Genomic DNA, 15,381 nt, shown 5'->3' with positions numbered 1-15,381 from the left:
GATCCGATCCGTGCCACAAACTCCACTTCGCACGCTGAGAACTGCTGTGTGGCATCTGCGCAACGGCGGAATCAGCCAAGTCGCGAAGTGGCGGCGTCGCCGCTCGTTGGTCCAAGGAGCCGCAGAAGCCTCCGCCGAGGTCGCCACGGGGAGCCTGTCGGCGGAGGTCCTCGCGGACCTGTTCCCTCCCCTGCCGGTGCAGCATCGCCTTCCGGTCTTCGAACAGTTGTCGGTCGGAGTCGTCCTCGACGAGTTCTCGACCGAGAGCTTCGGCTTTGAGTGGTCGCTCCGCCCGCTGTCGCCGACACAGTGGTCAACCGAGCTCGGCGGTCTCGACTTCGTCTTCGTCGAGTCCGCCTGGAGTGGCAATGACGGTCAGTGGAAGTTCAAGCTCACGAGCCCGTCGGGTCCGAGTGCAGAGATCACCGATCTGCTCGGCGAGTGCCGTCGCCGAGGCATTCCGACTGTCTTCTGGAACAAAGAGGATCCCCCGCACTTCGAGGATTTCCTGCCCCTGGCACAGATGTTCGACGTCGTCTTCACCAGCGATGTCAGACTGGTCCCCGAGTATCGCTCCAGACTCGGTCACGACAGGGTCGCCGCCTTGCCCTTCGCCGCACAGCCGGCGATCCACAATCCCTCACGTCCTGCGCGGAATGCCGCTGCCAGGGACATTGCCTTTGCGGGCATGTACTTCGCCCACAAGTATCCGGAGCGCAGGGAGCAGATGGACCTGCTGCTCGGTGCCGCTGACGCCGTATCGCCGAGGATGCAGTACGGGCTGGAGATCTTCTCCCGTTTCCTCGGCAACGATGAGCGGTATCAGTTCCCAGGCAACCTGGCCGGGCGTGTGGTCGGGTCGCTTCCGTACCGCAATCTGCTCACGGCATACAAACATTTCAAGGTCTTCCTCAACGTCAACTCCGTCACCGACTCTCCGAGCATGTGTGCGCGCAGGATCTTCGAGATCAGTGCCGCCGGCACCCCCGTCGTCACCACCCCGAGTGCGGCGACTCGAGAATTCTTCCCCACCACCGAGGTCCCCCAACCCGAAACCCAGGAAGAAGCAGAGTGGACTCTGCGTGCCTACGTGCGCAGTCCTGAGCTGAGAGACCGCACCGTCCATCTTGCCCAACGACGCATCTGGGCGGAGCACACCTACACTCACCGAGCGATGACGGTGATGGATTCGCTCGGCCTGGACTATGCGCAGCCATTCCCCACGTCCGTCTCGGCTGTGGTGTCGACGAATCGGCCGGACCACCTCGGCGAGGTTCTGCGGACCCATGCCGCGCAGCTGCACACGGATAAGGAGCTCGTGCTGGTGGCCCACGGCTTCGCGGCACCTGCCGATCTGCGTGCCCGCGCCGCACAAGCAGGGGTTGAGCATCTGCAGATCGTCGAGGTCGACTCTGCGCAGCCGTTGGGCGTCTGCCTCAATCGCGGAGTTCAGGCTGCCTCCGGCGACGTCATCGCGAAGATGGACGACGACGATGTCTACGGAGCGCACTACCTGGGCGATCAGCTCGCGGCACTGCGCTATTCGAATGCCGATCTCGTCGGCAAGCAGGCACACTATCTGCATATCCGGGGCCGTGACATCGTCATCTGCCGTTTCCCCGAACGCGAGCACCGGTTCACCGACCTCGTCATGGGCCCGACCCTGATGACGCATCGGTCGACGCTGCTGGACAACCCGTTCGCCGAACGCACCCTTGGTGAGGACACTGAGCTCCAGCAGAGACTCGTCGGCTCCGGAGCCCGGATCTACTCGGCAGACAGGTTCAACTTCGTCCAGGTCCGTGGCGACCATGCCCACACGTGGAGCGTCGACGACAGTCACCTGTTGGCCAACGGGAATATCCACGCCTTCGGCTACGCTCCGGGCCACTACTGCTTCTGAGGTTCCGGTCCTCGGCTCTCGCCCGAACACTCGCTCGGCCGTATTGAGCGGCCCGCGGAATTCTTCGTATGCCCCAGGTGAACTGTTGGTGAAATGGGCGGTTTCGGTCTGCTCCGGTCAGTAGCGTGGCGGTCATGCTGTGAAGATTTCGCAGTGGGACGCCACCGCTTCCGGTGGCCAGAAGTTCCATTGCGGACGTTGGACAACTGGAGCCCATTTGAAGACCACCACGACCGGAACCGAGGACCTCGACTCCGTCCGCGAGAACGTCTCTCGTGTCATTGATGAGACTTCGTCCCTCAATGCCGAACTCGCCAAGGAACTCATCAGCGCCTACGACCGGGAGTCGAAGCTGCTGGGAGGCATCAACAAGCGCGAGAAGGAGATCGAGCGGCTGAAGAACGAAGTCGCGAAACGGGATGCGAAGCTCGCCTCGGTCAATGAACGACTCGAACGACTGCTGGGCTCCAAAGCCATGCAGGTTCAGCGCGCCTACTGGCGCCTGCGCCGTCCGCAGCGCGGCACCTCCCAGCAGAAGGGTGGTCAGCAATGAAGGACGCCGATATCAAGAAGCGGCAGGCCGCTCTCGACACCCGCATCAAGGAACTGAAGGCAACCCGCACGCGCCAGAAGTCGCTCGGCGTGCACACGCAGTCGGACTATTTCATCGACGGACTGCTCGGACGGCACCCCTACATCGACCTGGCCGAATCGCGTGAGGAGTACATTGAGCGCCACCGGTCCTTCGCAGCCCCGGTCGAAAGCAAGATCTCAGCCCTCATCAAAGAGTCTCAGCAACTGCCGACAACCTCCGGCCAGCATTGGGATACTCGCCGGAAGCTGCGCATCGGGATCATCGCCGACCGGTTCCTCTTCGACTCGCTCAAGGACGCGGCTCATGTGGTGCCGATCAATCCTGAGACCTACGAGCAGGACATGGCGGATATCGACCTGCTGCTCATCACCTCGGCCTGGCGCGGGCTCGCTGACGAATGGTTCAATGTCGCCCTGTCCGGTTCCCCTGCACGTCAGATCCTCGAGTCGAAGGTCGTTCCCTTCGCCCGCGCGAACGAGATCCCGATCGCCTTCTATTCGAAGGAGGATCCACCGAACTACGAACAGTTCGCTCCCCTGGCGAAATTCGCCGACCACGTGTTCACCAGCGCCGTCGAATGCGTACCTCGCTACCGTGAGTACCTCCACCACCAAGTGCCCGTGACTGTTCTGCCCTTCGCGGTGAACTTCGCCCATCATCATCCGCTCGGCAGCATGCGCCATTCCGGTCGCGAGTTCGTCTTCGCCGGCTCCTGGTTCGAGCACAAGTATCCGGAGCGAAAATCATCCGCCCAGCGGATCTTCGACGGACTGCTGTCGGCCGGAGCGGATCTCACGATCGTCGACCGCAACCTCGAACTCGACACCGAGAAGTTCGCGAAGGCCGAACGCTATCTCTTCCCTGAACGGTATCTGCCGCATCTGCACCGGCCCATCGATCACGAGACTTTGTTCGATCTGCAGCGGCTTCTGCCCGTGGGCATCAATCTCAACTCCGTTGTGAACTCCCAGTCGATGTACGCCAACCGGATCATCGAGCTGCAGGCGATGGGAACGTTCATCGTCTCGAACTACAACGCGGGCGTGAACTCCCTCTATCCGCAGGTGTGCATGCCTGACTCCGCTCTCGACATGGAGCAGACGTACCGGGCGCTGACACAGCACAACATCCGAGAAGCTCAAGTGGCGGGAATCCGCGCCGCTTTCACTGCCAACACCGCGTTCGACCGTATCGACACGATCGCCGAGGAGATGGGACTGGACTCCGGTTCTCCCGATCACACGGTCTACGTCACCGGACTGACGGAATCGGATTTCGACACCTTCCGCCTGGCCCAGTCGTATGCGGGCCCGGTGGAGGTTCTTCCACACGACTCCGACCGGGTCGCCGGCGCTGACGGCGACGTCGTCATCGACCTGACCGGGCATTCCGATTTCGGTCCTCACCTCGTGCAGGACGCGGTGAATGCATTCCGCTTCACCGACGTCGACGAGGTCCGGATTCTGCCGATCGATACGACCGAGCCTCTCTACGAATTTGTCGATCCGGTCGACTCCGACCAGCGCATCACCGTCACGTGGTTCCCGGCCGGAAGCCGCCTCGGTGACGGTGTCGGACCTGAGCGCAGGACGCTGGCGATCGCCTCGGATCTCGCTGTCGAGCGGGTCGAGACGATCGAGGTCACGGCAGAACCCGAAATCAGCGTGATCGTTCCCGTCTACAACAACGGTCCGCATCTGAAGTTCAAATGCTTCGAATCCCTGCGCCGGTCATCGATCTTCGACCGCTGCGAGGTCCTCCTCGTCGACGACGGTTCCACCGACATCGAAACGCCGGCGGTCCTCGACGAACTCGACCGCGCCTATCCCAATGTTCGAGTCCACCGCTTCCCTGCCGGCGGGTCGGGCAGCGCTTCGCGTCCACGCAACAAGGGGCTCGAACTCACCCGCACTCCGTACGTGACGTATCTCGATCCGGACAATGAGCAGACGAACGACGGTTTTGCGCTGCTGCTCGAGATGGTCGAAGAGCACGGATACGACTTCGCCATCGGCAATATGATGCGGTTCAAGCACAACCGGATCATGGTCAAGAACGCGGGCATTCTGCGTCCGGTCGTCGGCGAGGAGGGTGTCCTCGAGGACGATGCGCTCTCTAGAGTGAAGTTCCAGCCGATGAGCATCCAGGCACTCGTGGCCGACGCTCAGTGGCTGAAAAGCCTCGGCATCTATCAGCCGATCGGCGCCGTGGGACAGGACTCCTACTTCTTTCAGCAGATGCTCTTCCACGCCCGCCGGATCGGGCTGACGTCGACTCCGATCCACACCTACTATGCGGCGGTGACGAACTCGACGGTCAATGCCATCGGCCCGCGCTTCTACGAGAAGTATCTGCCCTTGGAGGAGGACCGGTCTGCGTGGCTGCGCGAGGTCGGTCTGCTCGAGGACTACAACGCCAAACGGCTCGAACCCTTCGTCAAAGGATGGTTCGTCCAGAAGCTCGCGTTCGCCGCCGACGAGGATATCGATGAGTGCAAGAGCCTCATCCGTCGACTCACGCGGTTCTACGGCAAGACATCGTGGAAGGACGCCGAGCTCGCCGAACTCCATGCCGTCACACATGTCTGAGGTCGCACTCAGCGAAGAGCCCCCATTCGAGCGACTGGGCACGTTGCTGCCCGGAGACCGCATCGAACGACGCCCCGGTCTCTTCCAACGCTTCGATTTCCACGCCGGAACGGTGACGGTTCCCGCGCTCCTGTGGTCGAGGGACGAGCCGACGGGCCGGCTCGTCATCGCCTTCAACGGAGCAGTCCGGAGGACTCCGGGGAAGGATCCGCAGGAGATCTTCCAACGGCGGACCTGGGTCGACGACTTCGACGCCGATGTCCTCTTCATCTCCGATCCGACGCTGCGCACGGACAATCAGATCAGCATCGGATGGGGGCAAGGAGCTCCCGGCCGCTTTGCGCTGCCCGCAATGGCCCAGACGGCCCGTTTCGTCGCAGAGTGTCTCGAGGTTCCGTCGGCTGCTCGCCTGTATTTCGGGACCAGCGCGGGAGGCTTCCAGGCTCTCCAAGCAGCCGCCCGCGACGAAGGCAGCCGTGCCCTGGTGAACAACCCGCAGATCGACTGGACGAAGTACATCCCGGTCTACGTCACCACGATCGCCCGCCAGTCCTATGAGGGTGCGACTCCGGAGGACACTTCGGAGAACTTCCCGGACAGAACATCGACCGCTCACGCCTTCGCCGAGTTCGGGCATATCCCCCGAACTCGCTGCCTGCTCAATGCCGCCAGCGAGAACGATGCCCTCGCGCAGCTGCCCGCGCTTGTCGACGCTCTGCCCGCTCAGTCCGGTGAACGATCCTGTTTTGATGTATCGCTGTATTCCGACGTCCGCGGCGGTCACAATCCACTGTCCAAAGCCGCCACCGCCGCGGCCGTCAACGCTATCGTCAGCGAGGCCGCGGATGAGTGAACGCATCGAGGTCGACACCCGTGAAACAGCACTTGAACCTGTGTTGGAGTCCGTTCCTGCTGTCGACTCGGCGAGTGAGAGCAGCCGAACCGTCCGCGTTCCCGCTGAGAATCCGATTGTCGACGGCATCGCAGCTGCCGCTCGACTGCTGTCCGAGCATTCCGATGACCTGGAGACGGCCGCGCGGAAGATCAGCTCCGTGCTCAACGGTCTGACGTCTTCGGCAACGGTCTGCCGGATTCTCTTCCACACTGCGGTGGCCGAAGGTTCATCGCTGCGATCGCGGTTCGTGGCTGACCTGTTGGCCAGCAACGGCCGTGCCCAGCTGGCACGTCTGCTGGCCGATCAAGCGGTCGCGACAGGGGCGAAGCCCTGGCAGAGGAGACGGTTGGAGTCCCTCATGCAGGATGCTCCGAACAGCAACTTCGGTGAGGGCGACCGCCGATCATTCGATCTGACCATCGCTGCTGACGGGACGACCACGCTCGAGTCAACAGGGTCGGATGTGCAGCCAGCGGCTCAACACGAGCTGCGTGCCGTCACCCGCTCTCTCGATGCGAATGCAGACTGGCTCGCCGAACTTGTGTGCGCCCTCGATGACACCCCCGTCGGCATTCAGCACGACGTCGTCTGCATCCGCATTGCCTCGACTGAGTTCGCTCGCCAAGCGCTGACACCGGTGCTGGAGACCCTCGCGATCCTGCCCGTCGTACCGATCCTCGTCGCCGAGTCTGTCGCGGCAGCACTGTCGACCTCTGACTCGGTGGGTCGGCCTCTCCTCGATCGGGCTCGCGTCATTCTGCTCACACCGAACCGATCAGGACAGCAGACGATCATCTCGATCCGCGGCTCCGAACTGCTCGACGCCGGACCGAGCTCGGACCTCGTCCTACCGACGGATGTCGATATCCAAGCGCTGGGAGCCGCCCTCGGGCTGACGACCATCGTCGAGTCACCTGTGCTGGCCAAACACGTACGCACGGTCGTCGACTCTCTTCGGATCGAATCATCCCGACTGCTGCCCCTGTCCTCTGCGACCAGAGCGTTCGCCCGGCAGCTGCGGTTCCGGGGAACGCGACGGCAGAACGCTCCGGTTCGCAATATTCTGACCGGACACCTTCTGGCCACCGGCTTCTTTGCTGAGGCCATGGCTCTCGCCGATACCGTGCCGCCCTCCGACCGCGGGAAGGTCTACCGCGCGCGACGCATCCGTGCTCTCTTCGGAACCGGACGCTTCGACGAGGTCGCCGACACTGCCGAGTCCGCGATCGCATCCGCCGCGGACCGGCCTCTCATCAGCGAGTCCGCAGCCGCCTCGGCGATGCTGCGCGAGCTCGAATCCGTGTCCGAGAACACCTCGGTGCCGTTCGAGCCCGTACCCGGGAGGATCCTCACCATCCTCCACGCGAGCGCACCGGACCAGAGCGGCGGCTACGCGGTTCGCGCACACAGCGTCCTCAAGACCGTCGCCGCAGGCGGCTTCGAGGTCATCGCTCTCACCCGTCCGGGCTTTCCCGAGGCCGCGAACTCATTGGAGCCGGGGGCGACCGCCGAGGTGGTCCACGACGGGATCCGCTACCTGCGACTGGGCAGCGAGACTGCCCGCGCCGATGGCGAGTTCGCGTACATGCGCGAAGCCATCGACCATTTCGCCGAGGTGATCCGCCGGGAACGGCCGTCGGCAGTCCATCTGCGTTCGACCTACGTCTCGGCCCTGCCAGGCCTCATCGCGGCTAAGCGCTTCGGTCTTCCCGTCGTCTACGAGGTCTCGGGCATGTGGGAACTCGTCTACGAGGCGGCGAACACCGCCCGGATGGAAGGGCGTCGTGCACGCACCGTGACGCTGGAGAACGCAGTGTTGGAGCATTGCGACGAAGTCCTCACCATCACCGAGGCGATGCGCGACATCATCAACAGCAGAGTGCACACTCGACGCCCGATCGGCATCATGCCCAATGCCGTCGATACGGCCGAGTTCGCGTCTGCGGAGAAGAACCCGCAGGTGCTCTCGAGATTCGGTTGGAGCGCCGACGACCCGGTCATCGGATACATCGGCACGTTCGTCGGCTACGAGGGTCTCGACATCCTCGTTCGCGCCATCGCTCTGGTCCGCAGCCGCGGAGTCCAGGTGCGCGCGCTGCTCGTCGGAGACGGCGCAGAGTCGTCCCGGATTCGGTCGCTGGCAGCCGATCTCGGCCTCGACGAATCGACTATCGCCTTCACCGGGCGCGTCCCTCATGACGAGGTCGCAGACCTCTATTCGGTCATCGATGTCTGCGCCTATCCGCGCCGGCTCACCCCAGCGACCCGTGCAGTCTCGCCGCTCAAACCCTTCGAAGCGATGGCGGCGAAGAAGTCCGTCATAGTCTCCGACGTCCCGGCTCTCGCGGAGATCGCCGGATACGGCGAGCGCGGTCTCGTTGTGCCCAGCGGTGACGTCGAGGCTCTCGCCGAGGCGATCAGCGCAGTCATCGAGGATCCTTCCGCGACGCTGTCACGGGTGGAGGCCGCGGCCGCATGGACGGAATCGGAGCGCAGCTGGTCGGCGGTCGGTGCGGTCATGGGATCGGCGCTCGCTAGGCTGACGTCATGACACGGACGATGCTGTTCTACGGGCATGTCGCCTCGAACTGGGGCGACCTAGCCATCAATGCCGGTGCCCTCGAACTGATGCGCCGGGCCGAGGTCGACATCGAAGGCTCGACGGCTGTTCTCCTCGCGCCTTCGGACCAGTTCCGCAGGCAGGCGGGCTTCACCCTCAAGGGCATGAAGCAGCTGATCGTTCCCTCTGACGGCCGTGCACGCGGTGGCCGTGACGAGGTCGAACTGCTCATCGACTATGTCGCTCATCCGCACCGGTTCGCCGAAGATGTCGGTATGGCCGATGTCGACCTCGTCGTCCTCAACGCCGGCGAGCATCTCTTCGAGTCGGCGACCGGAGAGAACCTCATCGACCTCGTGTGGAGGATCCTCCCCGCACTGGCCGCGCAGTCGCTGAAGAAACCAGTCCTCCTGCTGCCGTCGACCGTCGGCCCGTTCCGCACATCGTTCGGGACCGCGCTCGAGGAGTTCCTCCACCAGGGCGTCGACGCAGCAGCTTACCGTGATCTCGAGTCCCGGAGACTCGAGTCGCCCGACCTCGGTCAGGAGCTTCCGGTTCTCCTGGATCCCGGCTTCTTCGTACCGGGACTTCGGGCTCAAGAGGAAGAGAACCGCGACGAGGATGCCCTCGGCATCGTCTTGCGGCCCGAGGACATGGGGATCCGACCAGGGTCACGCCGTTCGGCATTCGTGCAGAACAAACTCCGAGACTCGCAGTTCCGCAGCTCTCAGGCGTTCCAACTCTTCACCTCGGTGGCCGAAGCCCATCTGGCCGATGGAGGAAAGGTGAAGGTCATCGTCCAGACCCGAGCCGACCGGGAGATCTCCAAGGCGGTCGCCGATCATCTCACCGAGGTCGCCGGTTCGGACAGGGTCGAACTCATCGATCCGACTGGGTTCCGGTCGTTCGTCGACGAGCTCGGCCGCCTTGCTGCTTTGGTGACGTCACGCTTCCATTCGGTCATCCTCGCCTCGTCTCAGGCGGTGCCGACCGTGGGCGTGTATTCGGAGACGCACGGACACAAGATGCCCGGGCTGTTCGAGCTGCTCAAATTTCCCGACTGCGCCGTGCGTCTGGATGACCGCAGCATTTCGGCAGTGCGCGACGAAGTCGACGCGGCGCTGTCCACGGTCCGCGGCTCCATCGACGAGATCCACAATCGGATCCGGGCGAACAGAACCCTGGTCCGTCGCTGGTTCGCCGAGGCGATCGCCTCGCAGGAGACGACGACGTTCGACACGTCTGCGCTGAAGATCGAGGCGTTGGCGCTGCTCTATCGGGCAGGACTCGAACGCGCGCAGAAGGAATCACTGTCCCAAGTGCTGCAGGCAGTGCACGATCTGCGCGACGCCGACAGCCGCTCAGATGACAATGCACCCGGCGCAGAGCTGCGCTGAGAACGACCCGAGGAGCTGAAGAGATGATCGAGCGCACCATCCCCGAGGAGGGGCATCACCACGTCGAATCGGTGGCGGCGTTCACCGGGCCCCAGCCGGGCGCCTCGACGACGTACACGATCATGCTCGATGACGTCCCCATCGATCTGCGTTATGACGATCGCGGGTTCGACACCACCGTCGTCTTCTTCCATGCCGCGATCACGAAAGCTGTGCGTCGGTACCCGGTGTTCTCCGGGGCCACGTTCTCCGAAGATGTCGCTGCGAATCGTTTGTTCATCAGCGACCCGTCGCTCTACGTCGACTCCCGGATCAAGCTCGGCTGGTACGCCGGCAGCAGTCGGCAGCCTAAGCTGCAGGACGCATTGACTGAGATCATCTCCAGATTCGACGGTCCGGAGCGTCGGCTCGTCTTCTTCGGCGCATCAGGAGGCGGCTTCGCCTCCCTCTACTACTCCACGCACTTTTCCGGTTCGATCGCTGTTCCGGTCAACCCGCAGACGACGATCCGCAAATACGTTCCGGTCATCGTCAACCGGTACCTCAACTATGCGTGGGACGGACTGCCCGTCGACGAGCTGCCGGTGTGCACCGATGTCATCGAGCTCTACCGTCGTCCCGTGTCCAATTCGCTGCTCTATGTGCAGAACTCCGGCGACAGCGATCATATGGAGCACCACTATGCGCCGTTCTTCGATGCGCTGCCGGACGGTCACCAGGTGGAGTCCCACCTCGTCGACGCCGGTGAAGGCCACGTTCCACCGAAGCGTGCCCTGTTGGGCAAGATCCTCAAGGACGTCGTCGGCAGCTGAGAACCCTCAGGCGATGGTGAGGCGGAACGGGAGCGTATTGGCCGCGGTGTCTCCGGAGAACTGACGCAGTTCGACCGACCATTTCGATGCTCGGAAGTTCTGGCGGATCGACCAGCTGCCGTCGTCGGCGCATTCTGCCGATCCCATGTGCTTGAAGTCGTTCTTGCCCTTCAGCCAGAGTTCGATGCGGCTGCCGGGTGTGCCGACTCCGATGAATTCGGTGGCGCCTGCTTTCCGAGCTTTGCTGGGCAGGGGCGAACGCAGGTAGAAGAACGGTTCGCTTTGTCCGAAGATGTCGGAGTTGATGCGGATGCACTTCTGCTTGAGTTTGCGCGTCCGACGGTGCAGATCGAGCAGAGCGTATTGCTGCGGCTGGGTGCGACGCCACGTCAGACCCATCGTCTCCGGGATTGCTTCGTGTTCGACGACGCTGGCTCGGAACGCTTCGAAGTCGATGCCGAACGGGTTGAGATCCGTTTGGGTGAGCGGGCGCATGGAGTCGCCGAATTGGGCGATCCGCGAGTCGTAGTTCCCGTCGCCTTGCCGGTGATAGAGGTAGAGCCAGTCATCGGTGTCGGTCTCGACTCTGTGCGCCAGTCCCCCACGCTGAACCGCGGTGGCCAGCCATTTCCGGTGGGAGGAGAGCATGAGGTCACCGACGTCGGTCGCTGAGCCGAAGAAGGTCGAGTTCGGGACGTGGCTGGGGTAGATCAGCTCGCCCCGGTTGCCGCGCGGTGCGTCGATGCCGACGCCTTTCGCCGTCGTGGCTACCTGCGCCCCGGCAACGTCCGGTGCGAAGGCCTCGAGGTGGGCATCGTGCAATCGGGCCGAGATCGCATCGTCGTCATCGAGCAGCTGGGCATGGAGGGGGCGCTTCGGGTGCGTCTCCACCTTGAGTGCCGCGCGCACCGTGTCCCCCAAGCGAGAGTGGTCCGGGACGAAGTGGAAGCGAACCGTATCGGTGAGTCCGTGAGCGTCGATGACGTCGTGGACATCGCCGAGGATGTCCGGCGGCAGGTCCGAGTCGAGCAGGATCGCCCACACCAGGTCTCGTTCGCCCATCGCGGCCACGCTGGCGGCGGTGATGCTGCTGAAGAGTCCGAGTCGGGTTCGCCACCAGACGGGGTCGAAGATGCCCACACCCATGCGGGTCACCAGCACGGTGCGCGTTTGAACTGCCACGATCGTCGCCGTCAGTCGGCGAAGGCGACGTCTGGTGCGAATTCCGCGATGCGGTCGCCGACGCCGAGCAGCGATTCGATGGCTGCGACCGACCGGGCGGCGGCTTGTCCGTCACCGTAAGGGTTGACGGCCTTGGCCATGGCTTCGTAAGCGAACGCGTCGTCGAAGAGGCGGGAGACTTCGGTGACGATCACGGTGGTGTCGGTGCCGACGAGTTTGACCGAACCGGCGGTGACCGCCTCGGGGCGTTCGGTGTTCTCGCGCATGACGAGGACGGGTTTGCCGAGGCTGGGGGCTTCTTCCTGGATGCCGCCGGAGTCGGTGAGGACGACGTCCGAGGCGGCCATGACCGTGGTGAATTCGCCGTAGGACAGCGGTTCGGTGACGAGCACGTTGTCGAACTTCTCGACTCGGGGCAGAACGGCTTCGCGCACGAGCGGGTTGCGGTGGGCCGGGAGCAGGATGAGCAGTTCGGGTCGGGCAGCGGCGAGTTCTGCCAGCGCGTCTCCGATGTTCTCCATGGACGAGCCGAGGTTCTCCCGACGGTGAGTTGTCACGAGAAGTTTCGGGCGATCGGAGGCGACATAGTCGGCGACGACCGGGTCGGCCGGGGCCACGTTCATGTCGACGGCGATGTGGAGGGCGTCGATGACGGTGTTTCCGGTGACGACGACGACGGCCGGATTGATGCACTCGGCCAGCAGGTTGTCACGTGACCGTGCAGTCGGGGCCAGGTGGAGTGCGGAGATCTGGCTCGTCAGCTTCCGATTGGCTTCCTCGGGGAAGGGGCTGAGCAGGTGTCCCGAGCGCAGTCCGGCCTCGAGATGGATGACCGGGATGCCGCGGTTGAAGGCGGCGACGGAGGCGCCCATGACTGTGGTCGTATCACCTTGGACGAGCACGGCATCGGGTGCCTCGTCTTCCAGCACGGCGTCGAGTTCGCCGATGACACGGGAGGCGATCCCGTTGAGTGTCTGCCCCTGGGACATGATGTTGAGGTCCACGTCCGGGACGATTCCGAACAGATCATTGACCTGGTCGAGCATCTCACGATGCTGGGCGGTGACGACGGTGCGGGAGCGCAGCGTCGCGCTCGATTCGATCGCCCGGATAAGAGGGGCCACCTTGATGGCTTCCGGCCTGGTGCCGAAAACGGTGAGGACAGTGGGGGTCACGCACGAACTCCTGGTCGGGAGAACCACGGGGGCCGCCTCGGCGAGGCAGGGTTCTCGCTTCAATGCCGATGTGGGTAATGGTATGCAGTTCTGCAGAACTTGGACATACCGACTTCGTCTATCTCATCATGTCGGGACCACTCCAACGGGCCGGATCGCACGACCGTCACAACTCGTTCACCCAAAGTTGATGATGAAGTCACGTCAGCGGTCACTTCATCAGTCATTGTGGTCAAGTTGCCCCGAGGAGCCCTCAGGTAACATCAGAAGTCGTTCATCTCGAGTTTGGAGCATCGCACACATGCCGCCCACCGCCACCTCTCAACGCCCCTCCGTCGCCGTCATCGGCCTCGGTTATATCGGTCTTCCGACCGCAGCTGTTCTGGCCAGTTCGGGCGCAGAGGTCGTCGGCGTCGACATCAACGCCGATGCCGTAGCCACGATCAACGCCGGCAAAGTTCCCTTCGTCGAGCCGGACATGGCGACAACGGTGGCTGGTGTCGTCTCCCAGGGTTACCTGCGAGCCACGACCGAGACTCCGCACGCGGACAACTACATTGTCGCTGTGCCGACGCCTTTCAAGGACGGGCACGAACCGGATCTGTCCTACATCGAGACCGCGGGCAAGCAGATCGCTCCCCTGCTCGAGGGCAATGAGCTCATCATCCTCGAATCGACCTCGCCTCCCGGAGCAACGGAGTTCCTGGCGGAGACGATCATCAAGGAACGCCCGGATCTCACGCTCAAGCCCGGCAACGCACAGACTGTCTATTTCGCACATTGCCCTGAGCGCGTGCTGCCCGGCCGGATCATGATCGAGCTGCGGACGAACGATCGCATCGTCGGCACCCTCAACGGCAATGCCGGTGAACGTGCCCGCGACCTCTACGAGCTGTTCTGTGAGGGCGAGTTCCTCATGACCGATGCTCGTACCGCGGAGATGGCGAAGCTGACCGAGAACGCCTACCGTGACGTCAACATCGCGTTCGCCAACGAACTGTCGGTGATCTCCGACGGGCTCGACATCAACGTCTGGGAGCTCATCAAGCTCGCGAACCACCACCCTCGCGTCAATATCCTGCAGCCCGGCCCCGGAGTTGGCGGCCACTGCATTGCCGTTGACCCGTGGTTCATCGTCTCCACTGCACCCGAGCAGTCGTCACTGATCCGCACCGCGCGTGAGGTCAACGACTCGAAGCCCGGTTATGTGCTCGACAAGCTCCTCCCCCAGGCTCGTCGCATCCAGGACGTGCAGATCGCGGCGCTTGGCCTGGCGTTCAAGCCGAACATCGACGACCTGCGCGAGAGCCCGGCCCGGCAGATCGTCGGTCGGCTTGCCGACGAACTCCCCGACGCGAACATCATGGCGGTCGAGCCGAACATCGACAGCCTGCCTTCGGAACTCGAGGGGCGCGACAACGTCACTCTCACTGAAGTGAACGAAGCCATTCGCGCTGCCGATATCGTGCTGCTGCTCGTCGACCACAACGAGTTCACCCGCATCGACCGGACTCTGCTCACGCAGAAGATCGTCCACGATACGCGTGGGGTGTGGGGCTGAGCCTAAACCCACCTACGCGCCGACTGCGCCGCTGAGAATTTCTCAGCGGCGCAGTTGCGTTCTGCGTTCTTGTCGAATCTCGGACAGGGCTTCCGCGCTCTCTGCGTCGCTGACGTCCTGGTATTCGTAGGAGCTGTCTGCAATGTAGTCCGATCGCTCGATATGAAGTTGGTCCCGGTAAGCCACAACATCAGCCAATCGCAGTTTCCTCCGAACCGAACCGGGGACATTGGCTTCGAGTTCGCCTGCATCGATGAGTTTGACGACAGTTGGGCGACTCAGCCCCAGCAGATCAGCTGCCTGCTGGGTGGTGATCTCCTGATCGCGGCGGAGAAGGCTGACCGATTGCCCTTGGCGTAGCCCCTCCGCAGCACGCTTCAACACATCGAACAGCTCATCCGTCAGCTCCACTCGGTCGGTGCCATCAGCTGTGGTCAGGAAATAGCGGGCCGAAGGCCCTTCTTCGCGTCGCTGCTTATGCGCAATGAAATCAACAACAGCTGCCAGCTTGCCGGCCTCGGCGCTGCCCTCTGCAGGCGCTGAGACAGCATCCGATTGGACCATGTTCCCTCCCGTCCCCAACCAAGCACCAACATCATATTTACGAAAGTTGCGAAACACAATGGCATGTGGTCGGAAGGTCGCCGCACACGCCACACGATCCGACGGAAGAGTGAAGACGTCAATTCGGCAGAGCACCAAAGCGTAAGGTG

Annotated in this window: 11 protein-coding genes; 8 read left to right on the top strand and 3 right to left on the bottom strand. The window is 63.3% G+C overall.

Features of this window, described 5'->3' with window-relative positions:
* Nucleotides 1–10 precede the first annotated feature (10 nt).
* The 7 genes from ACOZ9V_RS02980 to ACOZ9V_RS02950 all read left to right on the top strand — a co-directional run bounded on the left by ACOZ9V_RS02980 (nucleotide 11) and on the right by ACOZ9V_RS02950 (nucleotide 10,750).
* Nucleotides 11–1,903, top strand: coding sequence for a glycosyltransferase family protein (locus tag ACOZ9V_RS02980; protein WP_434593449.1), 1,893 nt, complete (start codon nucleotides 11–13; stop codon nucleotides 1,901–1,903).
* Between the two features lie 217 nt (nucleotides 1,904–2,120).
* Nucleotides 2,121–2,456, top strand: a complete 336-nt coding sequence (locus ACOZ9V_RS02975; RefSeq protein WP_181272391.1) for a hypothetical protein — start codon at nucleotides 2,121–2,123, stop codon at nucleotides 2,454–2,456.
* Nucleotides 2,453–5,086: a glycosyltransferase gene (locus ACOZ9V_RS02970; protein WP_434593446.1), complete on the top strand. Its 2,634-nt coding sequence runs from the start codon at nucleotides 2,453–2,455 to the stop codon at nucleotides 5,084–5,086. Before ACOZ9V_RS02975 ends, ACOZ9V_RS02970 begins: the two co-directional genes overlap by 4 nt.
* Nucleotides 5,079–5,939 carry a hypothetical protein gene (locus ACOZ9V_RS02965; RefSeq protein WP_181272393.1) on the top strand — a complete coding sequence of 287 codons (861 nt, stop codon included), beginning with the start codon at nucleotides 5,079–5,081 and terminating at the stop codon, nucleotides 5,937–5,939. The genes ACOZ9V_RS02970 and ACOZ9V_RS02965 overlap by 8 nt, the downstream gene beginning before the upstream one ends.
* Nucleotides 5,932–8,532, top strand: coding sequence for a glycosyltransferase (locus tag ACOZ9V_RS02960; protein WP_434593443.1), 2,601 nt, complete (start codon nucleotides 5,932–5,934; stop codon nucleotides 8,530–8,532). Before ACOZ9V_RS02965 ends, ACOZ9V_RS02960 begins: the two co-directional genes overlap by 8 nt.
* The gene (locus ACOZ9V_RS02955; protein WP_434593440.1) at nucleotides 8,529–9,938 is read left to right on the top strand and encodes a polysaccharide pyruvyl transferase family protein; all 1,410 of its coding nucleotides are present in this window, start codon (nucleotides 8,529–8,531) and stop codon (nucleotides 9,936–9,938) included. Before ACOZ9V_RS02960 ends, ACOZ9V_RS02955 begins: the two co-directional genes overlap by 4 nt.
* 23 nt (nucleotides 9,939–9,961) lie before the next feature.
* Entirely contained in the window at nucleotides 9,962–10,750 is a 789-nt protein-coding gene (locus ACOZ9V_RS02950; protein WP_434593437.1) for a hypothetical protein, read from the top strand.
* Between the two features lie 6 nt (nucleotides 10,751–10,756).
* Here the strand turns inward: ACOZ9V_RS02950 and ACOZ9V_RS02945 are convergent, their stop codons facing one another.
* Both ACOZ9V_RS02945 and wecB read right to left on the bottom strand, forming a co-directional pair.
* The gene (locus ACOZ9V_RS02945; RefSeq protein WP_434593434.1) at nucleotides 10,757–11,932 is read right to left on the bottom strand and encodes a glycosyltransferase; all 1,176 of its coding nucleotides are present in this window, start codon (nucleotides 11,930–11,932) and stop codon (nucleotides 10,757–10,759) included.
* 11 nt (nucleotides 11,933–11,943) lie between these two features.
* Nucleotides 11,944–13,107, bottom strand: a complete 1,164-nt coding sequence (wecB, locus tag ACOZ9V_RS02940) for a non-hydrolyzing UDP-N-acetylglucosamine 2-epimerase (RefSeq protein WP_434593431.1) — start codon at nucleotides 13,105–13,107, stop codon at nucleotides 11,944–11,946.
* A gap of 301 nt (nucleotides 13,108–13,408) precedes the next feature.
* Between wecB and wecC the strand changes: the two genes are divergently transcribed.
* On the top strand, nucleotides 13,409–14,668 hold the full coding sequence (gene wecC / locus ACOZ9V_RS02935; RefSeq protein ID WP_434593428.1) for a UDP-N-acetyl-D-mannosamine dehydrogenase: 1,260 nt from the start codon (nucleotides 13,409–13,411) through the stop codon (nucleotides 14,666–14,668).
* 42 nt (nucleotides 14,669–14,710) lie between these two features.
* Here the strand turns inward: wecC and ACOZ9V_RS02930 are convergent, their stop codons facing one another.
* Nucleotides 14,711–15,232 carry an excisionase family DNA-binding protein gene (locus tag ACOZ9V_RS02930; RefSeq protein ID WP_181272400.1) on the bottom strand — a complete coding sequence of 174 codons (522 nt, stop codon included), beginning with the start codon at nucleotides 15,230–15,232 and terminating at the stop codon, nucleotides 14,711–14,713.
* Nucleotides 15,233–15,381: the final 149 nt, after the last annotated feature.

The sequence above is a fragment of the Brevibacterium sp. 1718 genome (genome assembly GCF_051131255.1).
Lineage (GTDB): Bacteria > Actinomycetota > Actinomycetes > Actinomycetales > Brevibacteriaceae > Brevibacterium > Brevibacterium sediminis.
Note: the sequence above shows the minus strand (reverse complement) of the source record. Positions and strands in the feature narration are given on the sequence as shown.

Excerpts from the sequence above, each read along its gene's own strand:
- ACOZ9V_RS02970 (WP_434593446.1), top strand. The coding sequence starts at position 2,453 with ATGAAGGACGCCGATATCAAGAAGCGGCAGGCCGCTCTCGACACCCGC.
- ACOZ9V_RS02965 (WP_181272393.1), top strand. The coding sequence starts at position 5,079 with ATGTCTGAGGTCGCACTCAGCGAAGAGCCCCCATTCGAGCGACTGGGC.
- ACOZ9V_RS02960 (WP_434593443.1), top strand. The coding sequence starts at position 5,932 with ATGAGTGAACGCATCGAGGTCGACACCCGTGAAACAGCACTTGAACCT.
- ACOZ9V_RS02955 (WP_434593440.1), top strand. The coding sequence starts at position 8,529 with ATGACACGGACGATGCTGTTCTACGGGCATGTCGCCTCGAACTGGGGC.
- ACOZ9V_RS02950 (WP_434593437.1), top strand. The coding sequence starts at position 9,962 with ATGATCGAGCGCACCATCCCCGAGGAGGGGCATCACCACGTCGAATCG.
- wecC (WP_434593428.1), top strand. The coding sequence starts at position 13,409 with ATGCCGCCCACCGCCACCTCTCAACGCCCCTCCGTCGCCGTCATCGGC.
- ACOZ9V_RS02930 (WP_181272400.1), bottom strand. The coding sequence starts at position 15,232 with ATGGTCCAATCGGATGCTGTCTCAGCGCCTGCAGAGGGCAGCGCCGAG.